The organism is Rhodopseudomonas sp. BR0M22 (assembly GCF_010907035.1).
GTDB lineage: Bacteria > Pseudomonadota > Alphaproteobacteria > Rhizobiales > Xanthobacteraceae > Rhodopseudomonas.
Window position 1 is genome coordinate 1 of sequence record NZ_QUMK01000014.1, and the last position, 17,378, is coordinate 17,378.

At 66.1% G+C, this 17,378-nt stretch carries 13 protein-coding genes and 1 riboswitch; of the genes, 8 read left to right on the forward strand and 5 right to left on the reverse strand.

What is annotated here, in order from left to right; translation table 11 throughout:
* The coding region (locus DY468_RS06320) for a flavin monoamine oxidase family protein (RefSeq protein WP_164603453.1) at nucleotides 1–1,181 on the reverse strand (1,181 nt) is incomplete at its 3' end.
* A gap of 229 nt (nucleotides 1,182–1,410) precedes the next feature.
* Nucleotides 1,411–3,234, reverse strand: coding sequence for a translational GTPase TypA (typA, locus tag DY468_RS06325; RefSeq protein WP_164603455.1), 1,824 nt, complete (start codon nucleotides 3,232–3,234; stop codon nucleotides 1,411–1,413).
* Between the two features lie 427 nt (nucleotides 3,235–3,661).
* Nucleotides 3,662–3,858: riboswitch (cobalamin riboswitch) on the forward strand.
* Between the two features lie 109 nt (nucleotides 3,859–3,967).
* Between typA and DY468_RS06330 the strand changes: the two genes are divergently transcribed.
* Both DY468_RS06330 and DY468_RS06335 read left to right on the forward strand, forming a co-directional pair.
* Entirely contained in the window at nucleotides 3,968–6,244 is a 2,277-nt protein-coding gene (locus DY468_RS06330; RefSeq protein ID WP_164603457.1) for a TonB-dependent receptor, read from the forward strand.
* Between the two features lie 4 nt (nucleotides 6,245–6,248).
* Entirely contained in the window at nucleotides 6,249–7,694 is a 1,446-nt protein-coding gene (locus DY468_RS06335) for a PepSY-associated transmembrane domain-containing protein (RefSeq protein WP_164603458.1), read from the forward strand.
* A 9-nt stretch (nucleotides 7,695–7,703) separates the two neighbouring features.
* On the opposite strand, the gene DY468_RS06340 is transcribed toward DY468_RS06335, so the two are convergent.
* Complete coding sequence (locus DY468_RS06340) at nucleotides 7,704–9,083, reverse strand: TAXI family TRAP transporter solute-binding subunit (protein ID WP_349644254.1); 1,380 nt, start codon at nucleotides 9,081–9,083, stop codon at nucleotides 7,704–7,706.
* Between the two features lie 151 nt (nucleotides 9,084–9,234).
* On the opposite strand from DY468_RS06340, the gene DY468_RS06345 reads away from it, so the two are divergent.
* Both DY468_RS06345 and DY468_RS06350 read left to right on the forward strand, forming a co-directional pair.
* Nucleotides 9,235–9,576, forward strand: coding sequence for a 4a-hydroxytetrahydrobiopterin dehydratase (locus DY468_RS06345; RefSeq protein WP_283808755.1), 342 nt, complete (start codon nucleotides 9,235–9,237; stop codon nucleotides 9,574–9,576).
* An 82-nt stretch (nucleotides 9,577–9,658) separates the two neighbouring features.
* Nucleotides 9,659–10,033, forward strand: a complete 375-nt coding sequence (locus tag DY468_RS06350) for a YkvA family protein (RefSeq protein WP_164603464.1) — start codon at nucleotides 9,659–9,661, stop codon at nucleotides 10,031–10,033.
* A gap of 19 nt (nucleotides 10,034–10,052) precedes the next feature.
* On the opposite strand, the gene DY468_RS06355 is transcribed toward DY468_RS06350, so the two are convergent.
* Nucleotides 10,053–10,673 carry a TetR/AcrR family transcriptional regulator gene (locus DY468_RS06355; RefSeq protein ID WP_164603467.1) on the reverse strand — a complete coding sequence of 207 codons (621 nt, stop codon included), beginning with the start codon at nucleotides 10,671–10,673 and terminating at the stop codon, nucleotides 10,053–10,055.
* A 143-nt stretch (nucleotides 10,674–10,816) separates the two neighbouring features.
* On the opposite strand from DY468_RS06355, the gene DY468_RS06360 reads away from it, so the two are divergent.
* On the forward strand, nucleotides 10,817–12,952 hold the full coding sequence (locus DY468_RS06360) for a phytoene desaturase family protein (protein ID WP_164603469.1): 2,136 nt from the start codon (nucleotides 10,817–10,819) through the stop codon (nucleotides 12,950–12,952).
* A 269-nt stretch (nucleotides 12,953–13,221) separates the two neighbouring features.
* Here DY468_RS06360 and DY468_RS06365 read toward each other — a convergent pair whose 3' ends face one another.
* The gene (locus DY468_RS06365) at nucleotides 13,222–14,196 is read right to left on the reverse strand and encodes an NADPH:quinone oxidoreductase family protein (protein ID WP_164603471.1); all 975 of its coding nucleotides are present in this window, start codon (nucleotides 14,194–14,196) and stop codon (nucleotides 13,222–13,224) included.
* A gap of 231 nt (nucleotides 14,197–14,427) precedes the next feature.
* Between DY468_RS06365 and DY468_RS06370 the strand changes: the two genes are divergently transcribed.
* The 3 genes from DY468_RS06370 (at nucleotide 14,428) to rlmN (ending at nucleotide 17,377) form a co-directional block, all read left to right on the forward strand.
* Nucleotides 14,428–15,264, forward strand: coding sequence for an SDR family oxidoreductase (locus DY468_RS06370; protein ID WP_164603473.1), 837 nt, complete (start codon nucleotides 14,428–14,430; stop codon nucleotides 15,262–15,264).
* Nucleotides 15,265–15,416: 152 nt separating this feature from the next.
* Nucleotides 15,417–15,992, forward strand: a complete 576-nt coding sequence (locus tag DY468_RS06375; RefSeq protein ID WP_164603475.1) for an invasion associated locus B family protein — start codon at nucleotides 15,417–15,419, stop codon at nucleotides 15,990–15,992.
* 185 nt (nucleotides 15,993–16,177) lie between these two features.
* A complete protein-coding gene (gene rlmN, locus DY468_RS06380) occupies nucleotides 16,178–17,377 on the forward strand; it encodes a dual-specificity RNA methyltransferase RlmN (protein ID WP_164603477.1) in 1,200 nt (399 codons plus the stop codon).
* Nucleotide 17,378 lies beyond the last annotated feature (1 nt).

Sequence of the window (17,378 nt, forward strand, 5' to 3'; positions counted from 1 at the left end):
GAGAAGAACTGCGGCGAGGTCGCCTCCCCGGCAAAGAACAGCCGACCATTGACCGGCGCGGCCAGCGCCGCGCGGGCGCCGGCATGGCCGGGCAGCGCATGCGAATAGGCTCCGCGCGCGAACGGATCGTGGGCCCAGCGCGATTCCGCCAGCGGCGACAGCTTGCGGCGGATGTCGTTGCCGAGCAGATCGGCGATTTCGTCGATCGCCTGTGCGGCGAACGCGCCCTCGCCGGCATCTTCCAGCTCGCGCGCGTAGCGGCCGCCGAAGAAGCCTTCGATACAATCATGGCCGAACGGGCGCAGGTGATACGTGCCCATCGCGCTCCGCATCGTGGCGGCGCGCAAGTTGCCGTCGGCCGGGAAGCCGTTCGGGTCGGACAGCTTCAGCATCACCTTGTCGTCGACGCCGAGCGGCAGGTTTCGCGCCGCATCAACCTTGGCCGGCAGCGCCGGCGCGAACCGGATCGCCTCGTCGGCGATCAGATTGGTCGGCACCGTGACGATCACCTGGCCGGCGCTGAGCGTGCCGAGCGAGGTGATGAGTTTGATCTGCCGCTCGGCGTGATCGATCAGCTCGACCGCGCAGTTCAGCACCACCGGGCAGGGCGCACCGTAAGCTGCGATCAAGCTGCCGTAGCCTTCGCGAACCCGCCAGTTGATGCCGGTGTCGCGATAGGATTCGAGATCCTGCACCGAGATGCGATCGAGCTCGGCGCCGTTGACGTAGGTCGACACCGCATCGATCATCGGATTCCAGCGGTTGCCCGGCTCGAGCAACGTCACGGCAGCGACGTCGGTTTTGTTCTTCGCCGCGCGCCAGACACGCTCGTAGAACGCGTCGAGTGCTCGACGGAAAGCGGTGCGGTCGCGCTTTGGAAACACATCGCCGAAGCTCGCCTCGCCCCACGGCGGGTGCGTCTTGTCGATGCCGATGCCGAGCTGATTGGCGATGCCGACGAAGGAGTTCTCGTCGGCCGAATGCAGCCAGCCGCAGCCGACGTCGAATGCAATCTCCGGCGTCACCATCCGGGTCCAGGCCCGGCCGCCGATCCGGCTGCGCGCTTCCAGCACGATCACCGACAGACCCGTCCCCTCCAGCGCCCGGGCCGCGCCAAGGCCGGCCGCGCCGGCGCCGATGATCGCGATGTCGACCGATGATGGAAGGCTGGATGACGGCATGCGCGATTCTACCATGGCGATGACGGCAGTTGGATGTCAGGGCCCCTGAAACGACGATGCCCGGCGCGAAGGCCGGGCATCGGGTATCGAAACGGCGTCAAGTTCCAGCGTTCGGATTGATCACCGACCTCTCAGCGTCATTGCGAGGAGCGAAGCGACGAAGCAATCCAGAGCTCGGTGCACGGGCCCCTGGATTGCTTCGCTTCGCTCGCAATGACGGAAAGGGAGATCAGGCGACCGCCTGCTTGCTCTTCTCGGCGCGCTTGCGCTCGTTGGGGTCGAGCAGGCGCTTGCGCAGCCGGATCGACTTCGGGGTGATCTCGACCAGCTCGTCGTCCTCGATGTAGGCCAGCGCCTTTTCCAGCGTCATCCGGATCGGCGGCGTCAGGCGCACCGCTTCGTCCTTCGAGGTGGTGCGGATGTTGGTGAGCTGCTTGCCCTTGAGCACGTTGATCTCGAGATCGTTGTCGCGGGTGTGCTCGCCGACGATCATGCCCTTGTAGACCTTCCAGCCCGGCTCGATCATCATCGGGCCGCGATCTTCGAGCTTGAACATCGCATAGGCGACCGCCTCGCCCTGATCGTTGGAGATCAGCACGCCGTTGCGGCGGCCCTGGATCTCGCCGCGATACGGCAGGTAGTCGTGGAACAGCCGGTTCATGATGGCCGTGCCCTTGGTGTCGGTCATCAGTTCGCCCTGGTAACCGATCAGGCCGCGGGTCGGCGCGTAGAACACCAGGCGCAGACGGTTGCCGCCCGAGGGCCGCATCTCGATCATCTCGGCCTTGCGCTCGCTCATCTTCTGCACGACGACGCCGGAGAATTCCTCGTCGACGTCGATCACGACTTCCTCGACCGGCTCGAGCAGCTGGCCGTTCTCGTCGCGGGTCAGCACGACGCGCGGACGCGACACGCTGAGTTCGAAACCTTCACGGCGCATGTTCTCGATCAGGATCGCGAGCTGCAATTCGCCGCGGCCCGACACTTCCATCGCGTCCTTGTCGGCGGATTCGACGACGCGCAGCGCGACGTTGCCCTCGGCCTCGCGGAGCAGGCGGTCGCGGATCAGGCGGCTCGTCACCTTGTCGCCTTCGGTGCCGGCGAGCGGCGAGTTGTTGACGATGAACGACATCGACACGGTCGGCGGATCGATCGCCTGGGCCTGGATCGGAGTATCGACCGCCGGATCGCAGAAGGTGTCGGCGACGGTCCCCTTGGTCAGGCCGGCGATCGCCACGATGTCACCGGCTTCGGCGATATCGAGCGGCACGCGCTCGAGGCCGCGGAAGGCGAGGATCTTGCTGATACGACCCTGCTCGACCAGCTTGCCGTCGCGCGACAGCACCTTGACGGCCTGGTTCGGCTTCACCGAGCCCGACGCGATGCGGCCGGTGATGATGCGGCCGAGATAGGGGTTGGCTTCGAGGATGGTGCCGAGCAGACGGAACGGGCCTTCTTCCACCACCGGGGCGTGAACGTGCTTGAGCACCAGCTCGAACAGCGGCTTCATGCCTTCGCTCGCATCGCCGTCCGGCTTGTCCGACATCCAGCCGTTCTTGCCGGAGCCGTACAGGATCGGGAAGTCGAGCTGCTCGTCGGTGGCGTCGAGCGCGGCGAACAGGTCGAACACCTCGTTGACCACTTCGGTGACGCGGGCGTCGGAGCGGTCGACCTTGTTGATCGCGACGATCGGCTTGAGGCCGAGCTTGAGCGCCTTGCCGACCACGAATTTGGTCTGCGGCATCGGGCCTTCGGCAGCGTCGACCAGCACGATCACGCCGTCGACCATCGACAGGATGCGCTCGACCTCGCCGCCGAAGTCGGCGTGGCCAGGCGTGTCGACGATGTTGATGTGGGTTTCGCCCCAGACCACCGAGGTGCACTTCGCCAGAATGGTGATGCCACGCTCGCGTTCGAGGTCGTTGGAGTCCATCGCCCGTTCGACCTGGCGCTGGTTGTCGCGATAGGTGCCGGACTGCTGCAGCAGCTTGTCGACAAGAGTGGTCTTGCCGTGGTCGACGTGGGCGATAATAGCGATATTACGGAGGTTCATGGCTCTCTGTCGGTCCTGCGGGCGTTGCCTGATCAGCGCGATCACAGGCACACCGCGCGAATCGCCGAAGGACGCACCGCAGCCAGCCTGTGTCTGAAACGCGCCGGGCAATCGCAATCTGCAATCGCAAAAAACAGGCCCGGCCAAACGGGACCGGGCGCCAGCACGCGTTGCGACGCAATATACGCAGAATTCGCGAAATAACAATGACAGTTGCGGGTGCACAGATGCCCGAATCTCGGGCGGGCTGGGCGAAGGCCGCGGCCCGGGCTCAGCCTTTGAACAGCAAATGACCTTGACGAGTATGTGTTATGTTATAACATAACAATCATCGTCGCGGGTGCGGATGGATGTGTCGTGCAGGTGTTGCCCCTTGGATTGGTTGGACCTTCTCGTCTCGATTCATTGACAGCGTTGCCGTCATTCCAATACCGTGACCGGCGACGGTTCCCGAAAGGGATCAATAGGGAACGCGGTGCGGGTCTTCGGGTCCTATTCCGCGGCTGCCCCCGCAACTGTAAGCGGCGAGCCATTCACCACGCGCCACTGGGGCTTTCGTCCTGGGAAGGCGGTGAACGGCGTCGACCCGCGAGCCAGGAGACCTGCCGTCAGTCGTGGTCACACGCGAACACATTGGGCGGGGTGTCCTGGTGCGTGTCGAACCGTAGCCCGCAAGAAGGCTGCGGCAGACCTGTTTCGCGGTGACGTGCCACGTTAGCCGCGAGCCAAGAAAATGACTCCCGCCGTTCTGCCTTTCGGGTGCAATCGTCGCCTGCTGTCCTCCGTCGCCCTCGTTCCGCTGCTCTGGCCGGTCGACGGCCTGGCGCAAACCGCCTCGGCCAATCCGCGCGGCCTCGACCCGATTGTGGTCGAGGGCCAGACCGTGCGCGCCGCCAAGCCGCGCGCGAGCGCCAATGCCGGATCGTCGCGCCAGCGCAGCGCCGCCGCGCGTCCCATGGCGACGCCCGCCCCCGCGCCCACTCAGCCGACGACGACCGCGGCGACTGCCCCTACCTTCAACCTCGGCACCCCGTCCTCGACCGGCAGCCGACTCGGCCTGACGCCGCTGCAGACACCGGCCAGCGTCGAGGTGATTCGCGCCGAGACCATCGCCGAGCGCGGCCAGCACAACGTCATCGACGCGGTGACGCAGAACGCCACCGGCTTCACCGCCAGCCCGGCGCCGGGCAATGGCGGCCTGTCCTTCGCCACCCGCGGCTTCACCGGCAACGGCACGGTGATGTCGCTGTACGACGGCACCCGGATGTATGTCGGCTCCGGCACCATGACGTTCCCGTTCGACACCTGGACGGCGCAGCGCATCGAAGTGCTGCGCGGCCCGGCCTCGGTGATGTACGGCGAAGGCGCGATCGGCGGCGCCATCAACGTGATCTCCAAGAAGCCGCTCGACGTGCAGCGCAACGAGGCCGAGATCTCGCTGGATACCAACCTGCTGCGGCGTCTCGCCGTCGACTCGGGCGGCCCGATCAATTCGAACGTGACCTATCGGCTGGCGGCGATCGGCAACATGTCCGACGGCTGGGTCGATCGCGATACGATGTCGAACGTCGCGGTCTCGGGCTCGGTGCGGGTGCAGGCGGCCGACAATCTCGCCTTCACGCTGAGCGAGGACTACGCCGACCGCAGCCCGTCGCGTTACTTCGGCACCCCGCTGGTGAACGGCCGGATCGACGAATCGCTGCGTTTCAAGAACTACAATGTCGGCGACTCCAGCATCCGCTATCGCGACAACTGGACTCAGTTCAAGACCGAGTGGGACGTCGCCGAAGGCGTTTCGGTCAAGAACGTCACCTACTATCTCAGCAGCCACCGGCACTGGAAGGACGTCGAGAGCTACGCCTTCAGTCCGACCACCGGCAACATCAACCGCAGCTCCTATATCGAGATCTTCCACGACCAGGAGCAGGTCGGCAACCGCTTCGACGCCACCTTCAAGGGCCATCTGTTCGGCCTGGCCAACCAGTTCGTCGCCGGCTTCGACGTCAACCGCATCGCCTTCACCCACACCAACAACTCGCCCTATTCCGGCAGTTCGTCGGTCAATCCCTACAATTTCGATCCGGGCAACTTCCTGTGGGTCAGCTCGACCCGGCCGAGCTTCCACACCAAGACGACGCAATACGGTCTGTTCGCCGAGAACCGCCTCAGCCTGACCGATCAGCTCTCGGTGATCGGCGGCGTCCGCTCCGATCATCCGACCGTCGAACGCACCGATTTCCTCACCCCGTCGAACAGTTTCGAGAAGACCTACTCGGCGCCGAGCTGGCGGGTCGGCGTGGTGTACAATCCGATTCAGGATCTGTCGTTGTACGGCCAGTATGCGACCGCGGTCGATCCGGTCACCAACCTGATCACCATGACGGGCGTGTACCGCGACTTCGCGCTGTCGACCGGCAAGCAGGTCGAGGTCGGCATCAAGCAGCAGCTCGCCGGCGGCCGCGCCGAGTGGACGCTGGCGGCGTATCAGATCGTCAAGAACAACCTGCTGGCGCGCGATCCGCAGAACCCCGCCAACACCAATCCGCTGCAGATCGGCCAGCAATCCTCGCGCGGCATCGAAGCCTCGGCCGGCCTCAAGGTCACCGAGACGATCCGGCTCGACGCCAACGTCGCGTGGCTGCGGGCCAAATACGACGACTTCACTCAAGTCGTCGGCGGCCAGGCGGTGAACTACGCCGGCAATGTCCCGGCCAACGTGCCGCAGGTGGTCAGCAACATCTGGGCGACCTGGGCGTTCGCGCCGGGCTGGTCGGCCAATGCCGGCATCCAGCTCGTCGGCGACACCTGGGCCGACAACGCCAACACCCTGGTGCGGCCGGCCTATAATGTGGTGAATGCCGGTTTGATGTGGAAGCCGGACAGCCGGCAGACCTTTGCGTTGCGGGTCTACAATCTGTTCGACACCGTCTACGCGACCTCCGGCGGCACGTCGCAGTGGATCCTCGGCATGCCGCGCACCGCGGAACTATCCTACAACGTGAAGTTCTAAGGCGATGCAAAGCGTCGTCAGGCGCGCGAAGCGGTGGCTGTATCTCGGCCACCGCTGGCTCGGCATCGCCGGGTGTCTGCTGTTCGCGATGTGGTTCATCTCCGGCGTGGTGATGATGTACGTCGCGTTTCCGCATTACGACAAAGAAGAGCGCTGGGCGGCGTTGCCCGACCTCGCCTGGCAGCACGTCGCGCTGTCGCCCGACCAGGCGATGCAGGCGGCCGGCGTGACGCACTATCCGCGCGAGCTGCGGCTGGTGATGCTCGATACCGAGCCGGTGTACCGGCTGCTGGACTGGCGAGGTCAGCGCACCACGGTGTCGGCGATCGATGGCCGCCAGATCGATCAGGTCGGCGCCGATCAGGCGCTGAGGATCGCGCGGCATCACCCGGCCGCCGCTGCGCCGCGGCTGATCGAGACAGTCGATCGCGACCAATGGAGCGTAACCGCGCGCTACGATTCGTTCAGGCCGCTGTACCTGATCGGGCTCGGCGATGCCGCCGGCACCGAACTCTATGTCGCCTCCCGCGGCGGCGAGATCGTGCTGGACACCTCGCGGCAGGAACGGATCTGGAATTGGTTCGGCGCGATCCCGCACTGGATCTACTTCACGGTGCTGCGCCAGGACGGCCCGCTGTGGCGGCAGGTGGTGCTGTGGGTCTCGGGCGTGCTGATGCTGGTCGCAGCGAGCGGCCTATGGATCGGACTGCTCCGCGCCGGGCTGCGGCGGCGCTACGCGTCGGGCCGGATCACGCCGTATCGCGGCTGGATGGCCTGGCACCACATCACCGGGCTGATCGGCGGCGTGGTGGTACTGACCTGGATGGCCTCGGGCTGGCTGTCGATGAATCCGGGCGAAGCCTTCGCCCGCCGCGGCGAGAGCCGCGACATGCTGCAGCGCTATGCCGGCCACGATGCTCCGACAGTCGCGGGCCGGCTGCCGGCGACCGCAAGGCCCGGCGTGGTCGAGGCTCGCTTCGTCTGGATCGGCGGCACGCCGCTGATGCTGCTGGGGCATCGCGATGGGCGACAGACAGTCGCCGATCCCGAAGACGGCACGCCCAGGCGGCTGCCGGAAGAGACGATCGTGACAGCGGCTGCGCAGTCGCTTCCAGGCGCCAACATGGTGCTGCAGGAGCTGCTCGATCACTACGACGCCTATTGGTATCAGCACCATCGCCAGCGCGTGCTGCCGGTGCTGCGGGTCGGGTTCGACGACCCGGCCTCGACGTGGTTTCACATCGATCCCGCCACCGGCGAACTTATCGGACGCAGCGACGCCAGCGCGCGCAGCTATCGCTGGCTGTTCAACGCGCCACACAGCTTCGACTTTCCCGTACTGCTGGCCTATCGGCCGGCATGGGACCTTGTGGTGATCGGGCTGTCGCTCGCCGGCCTCGTGATTTCGATCAGCGGCGTGGTGATCGGCTGGCGGCGGCTGGTGCGTTGAGCCTGAAGCTTATACCGCCTGCGGCCGGGCGCCACGCACCGGCGGCAGCGGTGAGACCTCGACCAGCAGAAGCTTGCGGTCGGCGACGGCGTTGTGGAACTGCTCCAGCGCGATGCTGAAGGCGGTCAGCGCCGCGCTGTCGATCGCCCCATTCTCGTAGGCATTGAGGGTATCACGCAGAATCGCATCGGCCTCGGTCTGCATCGCATCCAGCTCCTCGGCCGAATTGCAGCGACGTGCTGTCGCCAGCATGTCGAGCAGCCGCTCACGCTGCGACACCGTGTTGTTGCGCTCGTCCTTGCGCAGGAAGCTGGCGAACCAGGCGCCGGCCGAGCCCATCAGCGACAGTCCCATCAGCGAGAACCAGATCAGATCGCTGTAACGATCGAGGAAGGTCTTCTCTTCACCGTCCACATAGGCGGCCGCGCCCGGCTGCACCGGAATCACCGCATCCTTGTCGGTGTCGGGCGTCTCGATCTTGGCCGCCAGCGGCACTTCGCCCATCACGATCTGACGCGCGGTGAACAATTGCTCGGTCAGGGTGGCGATCGTGGTGTCGGACGCTCCCTCACGGGCGACGATGTAGTGCGAGAAACTGACGGTCTTGACCTCGCTGTCCGGGCGCGCCGGCGCGCCACCGAACACACCGGCCGGAATCGTCGCCGCCTCGTAGGAGGGGTGATTGGCCGCAAGCGCCTCGGAGGATTCGATCGACAAAAACACCGGCTCGCGGCCGGTGTGCGCCGTCGCCGTCACGGCTTCGCCGATGATCTTGCTGTTGAGCGGGCCGGCGGCCAGCAGTGCATCGACCTTGCCGGTGCGAACCGCCTCCGCCACATCGGTCACCAGCAGCGAAAGCACCTGCACCTTGGCCGGATCGACGCCGTATTGCTGCAGAATCACGTTGAGCAGCCCGGCATTGGCTTCGGTGCGGCCGATCACGCCGACACGCTTGCCGGCAAGATCGGTGATCCCGGCGATGCCGGCATTCTTGCCGGCCTTACGCTTGCCCTTCGGCGCCGCGCTGGCCGGCGCCCACAACACCGCGACGTTCTTGTGCAGCACAGCCACCGACTGGGCCACCTTCGGCACCGGCAAGTCCCCGCGGATGACCGCGAGGTCGACGGTACCGGACTTCAGTGCGAGCGCGCTGGCGGCCGGGCTGTCGGTGACCACCGGCCGCAGCCGGACGGTGTTGTGCTCGCGCGCGAACACCTGGGCGAGCGCCTGGATCAGCTTGTAGTCGTCGCCGGCCTGTGGCCCGACCGCGATCTTCAGCGTCACCGGGCGCATCGCGAAATAGTAGCCGGCACTGCCGACGCCGACGAGCGCCAGGACGGTGGCCAGCACGATCAGCAGCATCCTTCGCCATGGGGAGCGTGGAGACATGGTCTCCATCGAATTGGAACCGCCGGCCCACCGTGACCATCGCTGCGTGCTGCTCATCCGCGATCCGAATCCATCCCGACCAGCAGTTCCCCGCGGCGGATGCAGTTCCGCCACTTGAACTGCCTCGCTAGCGGAGCCGTTTGGCTGCATTATGGTCGAAGCGGCCGGCAAGCCACAGCGGGAGAGCGGCATGAAGCGATTATCGGCGACGGAACGTGACGCGGCACTGCGGGAACTTACCGGCTGGCGCGCGCTCGAGGGCCGCGAGGCAATCGGCCGCAGCTATCAGTTCAAGGATTTCAGCGAGGCGTTCGGCTTCATGACCCGCGTGGCACTCGCCGCCGAGAAGGCCGATCACCATCCGGAATGGCGCAACGTTTACCGCACCGTCGAGGTTGTGCTGACGACACACGACGCAGGGGGACTGACGCAACGCGACATCGATCTTGCCAAAGCGATGGACGCGTTCGCGGAGCCTCGCGACGGCAAATGACGCCTGGGCTTGCGAGAGCCGCCTGAGATCACCAAATCGGGAGTGACCAGCAAACCAATCCGCCGCGCGCGGGAGTGCTTCGATGACGACTGATCACAGCGTGGGGTTCGAACCTGCCGACAGGCTCGCGCGAGATCCTGAGCAGGTGCGCCGGCGGTTCTGGCGCAAGATCCGGAGCGTCGCGGTTCGGCTGCCGTTCGTCGAGGACATTCTGGCCGCCTATTACTGCGCGTTCGATCGTCAGACGCCGCGGCATGTTCAGATCGCGCTGCTCGGCGCGATCGCGTACTTCATCCTGCCGTTCGATTTCGTACCCGACATCCTCCCGGTGCTCGGCTTCACCGACGACGCCGCGATCCTCGCCACCGCGCTGCGGATGGTCGCCAGCAACATCACGCCGGCGCATCGCGAAGCTGCGCGCGCCGCGATGCAGCGCGAGTTGCAGGACGAGGCGTAACGACGCTTCGCCCTGCGCCTCACGCCGGCTCCATCATTCGTGCCAGCACCTGTGTGGCCAGCGCCGCGCGCTGCGCCATTGCGTCGGAGCCGATCGGCGGCGCGGCCAGCAGAGCCTGCAGCGGCGTCATACCGACCAGGACTGAGAAGAACACGCTGATCAGCATCGCGGTCTGGTCGCCGCTGATGATGCCGCGGCTCGCGGCCTGCTCAAAGAAGCGCGTGATCGCCTGAGTCACCGGAGCCCGGCCGGTGGCTTCCAGCTCGCGTGCGATCGATCCTCCGCCTCGCCCCGCCTCGGCAATCGCGAGCCGGTACATCGCGGTGCGCTCGGGGTGCAGCAGCTCGCCAAGGAAGACCCGTCCGAACTGCCCCAGCACCGCCAGGAATTGGGCTTTGTTTTGGGGCTCCGGCAGCGCGGGCGAGGGCTGCATTTTGGCGGCGCCGTAGCGCACCAGCGCGGTCAGGATCTCCTGCTTGCTGGCGAAGAACTCGTACAGGGTTCGTTTCGAGGTCCGGGCGCGGCGCACGATCTCGGCCGTGGTCGCGGCATCGAATCCCTTCTCGACGAACACCTCGAACGCCGCCTGGAGGATCGCCGCCCGGCGCGGGTCGGCGATATTTTGTTGTTGTTCGTCCATCGCTTAGGGGCCGATCCGAGAGAGGCGTAGATTCTGGTACCAATTGGTACCAGATGTGCTAGGGTTTGGTACCGAATGGTACCGCAGTCTGGGGCGACGTCAACGCCGCAACGGCTCGCCGGACCGGAGGCTCGGAGGCAGCCATGGTGACCTTCCTGACGGTGAAGCTGGTCCTGGTTCCGTTTGCGGTGTTTTGGGCGCTGCTGGCGCTCCATCAGCCCTCGTGGGCGATCTGGCTCGGTCTCGGACTGTCGCTCGCGGGCAATGTCTGGCGGGCGTATCGACGCGAACTGTTCGTGCTCGAAGCCGGCGGGCTGGTGCTGTTCGCGGCTCTCGCAGCGCTGCAGCTGGTCGCGCCGGGTATTGCCGCCGGAAACGCGCTGTGGCTGTCGTTCGCCGGGCTCGCAACGATCAGTGCCTTCAGCCTGGCAGCGCGACGGCCATGGACCTCGGATTATTCGCGCGCCGCCCATCCGGACAATGCCGAGACGCCGCAGTTCTTCGTCGTCAACGCCGCCATCACCGGCCTGTGGGCGGTGCTGTTCGCCGCGATTGCCGCCTGCCGCTATGCCGGCGCGCCAGCCGAGGTCATCACGGCGATCGTCACCATCGGAGCACTGATCTCGATCTTCGGACCGAAGGCGGCGATTCACCTGATCCTGAACCGGATGGCGGCGGCGCGCGAGAGCCACCGCTGGCCGGCGCCGGCCTTCACACGGTCGGAAACGCAGGACTGCGACGTGGTGATCATTGGCGCCGGCATTGGCGGCCTCACCGCCGCGGCGCTGCTCGCCGACGCCGGACTGCGCGTGAAAGTCTTCGAGCAGCACGTCGTCGCCGGCGGCTATTGCCATACTTACTTGCGCAAGGCGCATCATCAGGGCCGGCCGGTTCTGTACCGTTTCGACGCCGGACCGCACGACTTCTCCGGCGTGCAGCCGGGCGGGCCGTTCGCCACGCTGTTGCGGCGCCTCGGCGTCGCCGATCGCATCGTTTGGGAGCGGGTGACGCACAGCTTCCACACTGCAAGCGGCGCGATCGACGTGCCGCCGGACTGGCGCGACTACGTCCGGCTGCTTGGCGAGCGGTTTCCCGCCAGCGCCACCGGACTCACGGCGCTGTTCGACGAGATCAAGGCGATCTTCGACGACATGTTCGCAACCGCAGCCGGCCGCGGCGGCGTGCCCGGGATGCCGTCGAGCATCGATGAGCTGCTGGCATTTCCGCGCAATCACCCGCACGCTTATCGCTGGATGAACCGGCCGTTCGCCGACCTGGTCGCGGCGCATGTCCAGGACCCCGCGGCGGTGGCGTTCATCAACGGCCTCGCCGGCTATATCGGCGATGGCAGCGAGCCGCCGACCTGCGCCCGGATGGTGCCAATCTTCGGCTATTACTTCCATGGCGGCTACTATCCGCGCGGTGGCTCGAGCGTGGTCTCGGACGCGATGGTCGCGGCAATCGAAGATCGCGGCGGTGAGGTGCGGCTGAAAACTCCGGTGGCGCGGATTCTGGTAGAGAACGGCGCAGCCGCCGGCGTCGTACTGGGCAACGGGACGACGGTGCGAGCCAGCGCCGTGATCTCCAACGCAGACCTGAAGCACACGCTGCTCGATCTCATCCCGAGCGAGGCATTGCCACGGGACGCCCGTCGCTGGATCACCGAGGCGGCGCCGGCGAATTCCTGCTTCAGCGTACATCTCGGCCTCGACTGTGTGCCTGACATTCGCCCGTGCGTGCATGTGCATACGCCGATGCAGGTTGGACTGGCGATGATGTCGAAGCTCGATCCAGCGGCGGCGCCGGCCGGGCACTCGATCCTGTCGCTGATTCATCTGGTGCCGCATGCGGAGGCGAAGAGCTGGTTCCCGCCCGAACCCGAACGCGATTGGAAGTCCTGGCGTCATTCGGAGGCTTATCTGCGCCGCAAGCAGGAGCTCGGCGACCGCATGATCGCAGCGGCCGAAACCGTGATCCCGAACCTGTCGCAGCACATCGTGTATCGCACCGACGCGAGCCCAGTGACTTACGCCCGCTACGATTGGGCCAGCTTCGGGTCGATCTACGGCATGTCGCGCGCCGGCCAGCTCAAAGGCTCGAAGTCGCCGCTGCGCAATCTGGTGATCGCCGGCGGCGGCAATATCGGTGCCGGGATCGAGGCGGTGGTGATATCAGGTGCCGAAGCCGCAGAAGCCCTGCTGCCGGGACTGCTGGCGAGCGAGGTGATCGGTAGCAGCAAGCCTACCGTGGCGGCGATGCCGGAGCTGACACCTGCGTAGGTCGACAGGTGGGTCCGCGTAGCCCGCCCCGACCAGAGGCTTCATCGACTGATCGAAGCGGACTTGGCCTTTCCAAGCGCACTCAAGTCCTCATCCTGAGGAGCCCGGCGAAGCCGGGCGTCTCGAAGGATGAGGAGCCGCAGGGCTTGCGGCGCATGGTTCGAGACGGCGCTTCGCGCCTCCTCACCATGAGGTTCTGTCAGCTGCGACCCGAGAGACAGCGCGGTCCTGATTCCATCAAAAACAGAACCACTCCGGCCTGCTGTTACTTACGGATGCAGGATCACCTTGCCCATCGCCTGACGGCCGGCGAGGACCTTCAGGGCGTCGGCGGTCTGCGCCAGCGGGAAGGTGCGGTCGACGTGCGACGAGATCTTGCCCTCGGCCGCCCACTTGACCAGCTTCTCGAGATTGGCGCGGTTCTTCTCCGGATTGATCCGCGTCCACGCGCCCCAGAACACGCCGCGGATGTCGCAGCCTTTCAGCAGCGCGAGGTTGAGCGGCATCTTCGGAATGTCGCCGGCCGCAAAGCCGATCACCAGGAAGCGGCCTTCCCAGGCGATCGATCGCAGCGCGGCCTCGGCGTAACTCCCGCCGACCGGGTCGAACACGATGTCGACGCCCTTGCCGCCGGTGAGTTTCTTCAGCCCCTCTTTCAGATCTTCCTTCGCGTAGTTCAGTGTCAGCTCGGCGCCGTGCTGCTTGGCGAATTCGAGCTTCTCGTCCGAGGAGGCGCAGGCGATGACCTTGAGGCCCATCAGCTTGCCGAGCTCGCACGCCGCAAGGCCGGTGCCGCCGGCAGCGCCGAGCACCGCGAGTGTCTCGCCCGGCTTCGGGCTGGCGCGGTCTTCCAGCGCATGCAGGGCGGTGCCGTAGATGATGAAGATGCCGGCGGCGCGGTCGTAATCGAGATTGTCGGGGATCTTGACGATCGAGGCGGCCGGCAGCGCGATCTTTTCGCGCGCGCCATTGTGGCCGCAGGACGCGGCGACGCGGTCGCCGGGCTTCAGGTCGGTGACGCCCTCACCGACGCTCTCGATCACGCCCGCGACTTCCGCACCCGGAGAGAACGGGAACGGCGGCTTGATCTGGTACTTGCCCTGGATCATCAGGATGTCGAAGAAGTTCAGCGCCGCCGCCTTGATGGCGATCACCGCTTCGCCCGGGCCGGGGACCGGATCAGGAACCTCGGCATAGTCGAGATCGTCGGGACCGCAATATTGCTGGCAGAGAATGGCCTTCATGTATCCACCCAGGTACGAGGTTTGTGATTGCCTGCCGTTCTGCCGGATTTGCACGCGCGGGACAATCGGATTCGGGCCGGGCGTTCTGCCGCGTCGTCATTGCCGGGCTTGACCCTGCAATCCATCCGTTCTCGAAAGGTGATGGATGCCCGGATCAAGTCCGGGCATGACGCAGCATGCGGAACTAATTCCGCACCAATTCCGCTTCGCGGTTAATCAAGGAGGCGCGCGATGTTCGAAGCCGGTCTGCTGGCGGGGAAACGAATCTTGATTACCGGGGGCGGCTCCGGACTCGGCGCCGCGATGGCGGCGCGATTTGCCGCACTCGGAGCGTCGCTGGTGCTATGCGGGCGGCGCGCCGAGGTATTGCAGCAGACCGCGGAGCGATTGCGCTCGCACGGCGGCGAAGTCGACACGATCGTTTGCGACGTGCGCGATGCGCAAGCCGTCGAGGCGATGCTCGACGAGATCTGGAACAGAGCGCCGCTCGATGTGCTGGTCAACAACGCGGCCGCGACCTTCATCGCGCAGACCGATCGGCTCTCCGCCCGCGCAGCCGATGCGATCCTGGCGCCGACGCTGCACGGCGCGATGTACTGCACGCTCGGCGCGGGGCGTCGCTGGATCGATGACGGACGCGCGGGTGTGGTGCTCAGTATCCTGTCCACCTCGACGATCACCGGGCGCGCCTTCACGGTGCCGTCGGCGATGGCGAAGTCCGCCGTGCTGGCGATGACCAAGAGCCTTGCGGTCGAATGGGGCCCGAAGCGCATTCGCCTGGTCGCGATCGCGCCCGGCGCATTTCCGACGGCGGGCGCGACCGCACAGTTGCAGCCGGACGGGCGAGCCGCCGATCCGGCCGCGCGTGTGCCGCTCGGCCGGGTCGGTCATCACGACGAGCTGACCAACCTCGCCAGCTTCCTGATTTCGGATCAGGCCGGCTACATCACCGGCGAGATGGTGGTGCAGGATGGCGGCGCGCATCTGCGCGCGTCCGGCGCCGAAGATCTGTTGCAGTGGAGTGATCAGCAGTGGAGCGCTCATCGCGCGGCGCGCGCCAAATCCTGATTGTACACCATATACATACGACCCGTTGGAGGATGATGATCAGCGCTTTGGCGCCTTCACAGAATCGGCCATCCCGGCTATTCCGGGCAGCGTGAACAGGCGAGCCTCGCGAGCCATGTTGCAGTCACAATAATGAGGGACCAGACTTGCCCATGATCTTGAGGCGAATGCTGATTGCCGCTCTGGCGGGTCCGTTGATGGTTGCTGCGACCGACGCGGCGCACGCGCGAGATGCGCGGAGCAAATCGGGTGCGACGCCGGCATCGGCTTCGAGCGGTGCCGAACCGACCCTGATCGGCCAGTTCGGCAGTTGGGGCGCCTACACCGCCTCGCCGGGCGGCAAGAAAGTGTGCTTTGCGCTGGCCAAGCCGTCGTCGTCCAAGACCACACCGCCGAACCGGCCGCGTGATCCTGCTTATGCGTTCATCTCGACCCGGCCGGCCGAAAAGGTCGTCAATGAGGTGTCGGTGATGGTCGGCTATCCGCTGAAGCCGGGCTCGGAATCGGCCATCGAGGTCGCCGGCAGCTCGTTCGCCATGTACACGCAGGGCGACGGCATCTGGATCAAGAATGCCGCCGAGGAGGACCGCCTGGTCGAGGCGATGCGCAAAGGCGCCGAGATCACCGTGAAGGGTGTGTCCGCCAAGGGAACCGCCAGCACCGACGTGTTCTCGCTGAAGGGCCTGTCTCAGGCGCTCGACAAGGTGGCGCAGGCCTGCGGCGGCTGAGCCGCTGCCCCCGCGGCCGTCGCTATTGAGGACGGCCGTCCCGTTCGGTAAAGCATTCCGCCAGACACGACCCCGCCGGCCGGCGACAACCGGGTGGCGGGTTCCTATATGCACGGCGACCTGCGACTTTCGCCCGCCCTGCATGCCCGGCGCTGAACGGCCGGCCGACAACCTGACGTGATGCGATGACGCCTTCTGCAGCCTCGGCCCTGGTCGAGAAGACACCGCTGGAAACCTATGTGCCGCCGGCCAAGCCGTCGCTGATCGGCCTGTCGCGGGCGCAATTGTGCGACCGGCTCGGCGAGATCGGCGTGGCGCCGCCCCAGCGCAAGATGCGGGCGCAGCAGCTGTGGCACTGGTTGTATGTCCGGGGCGCTCGCGATTTCTCCGAAATGACCAACGTTTCCAAGGAGATGCGGGCGACGCTGGCGGAGCATCTCACTGTCGACCGGCCCGAAGTGGTGGCCGAACAGATTTCCGCCGACGGCACCCGCAAATGGCTGCTGCGGCTGCCGAGCGGCGGCGACGGCCAGAAGGCCCACGAGGTCGAGTGCGTCTACATCCCGGAAACCGATCGCGGCACGCTGTGCGTCTCCAGCCAGGTCGGCTGCACCCTCAACTGTTCGTTCTGCCATACCGGCACGCAGCGGCTGGTGCGGAACCTGACCGCCGGCGAGATCGTCGGCCAGGTGATGGTGGCGCGCGACCGGCTCGGTGACTGGATCGACCGCGAGACTCCGAACGGCAACCGCCTGATCACCAACATCGTGATGATGGGGATGGGCGAGCCGCTGTACAATTTCGACGCGGTGCGCGACGCGCTGCTGATCGTCTCCGACAACGAGGGCATCGGCATCTCGCGGCGACGGATCACGCTGTCGACCTCCGGCGTGGTGCCGAACATCAAGCGTACCGGGGACGAGATCGGCGTGATGCTGGCGATCTCGCTGCACGCGGTGCGCGACGAACTCCGCGACGAGCTGGTGCCGCTGAACCGCAAATATCCGCTGAAGGAATTGCTGCAGGCCTGCCGCGACTATCCGGGCGCGTCGAATGCGCGCCGCATCACCTTCGAATATGTGATGCTGAAGGGCGTCAACGACTCGCTCGACGATGCGCGGCGTCTGGTGCAGCTGCTCAAGGGCATTCCGGCCAAGATCAATCTGATCCCGTTCAACCCCTGGCCGGGCTCGAAATACGAGTGCTCGGACTGGGACCAGATCGAGAAGTTCTCCGAGTACATCTTCAACGCCGGCTACTCGTCGCCGGTCCGCACCCCGCGCGGCCGCGACATTCTGGCCGCCTGCGGCCAGCTCAAATCCGAGACCGAAAAACTCTCGGTGCGCGAACGCAACGCGCTGCGCGCGATGGCGATGACGGACTGAT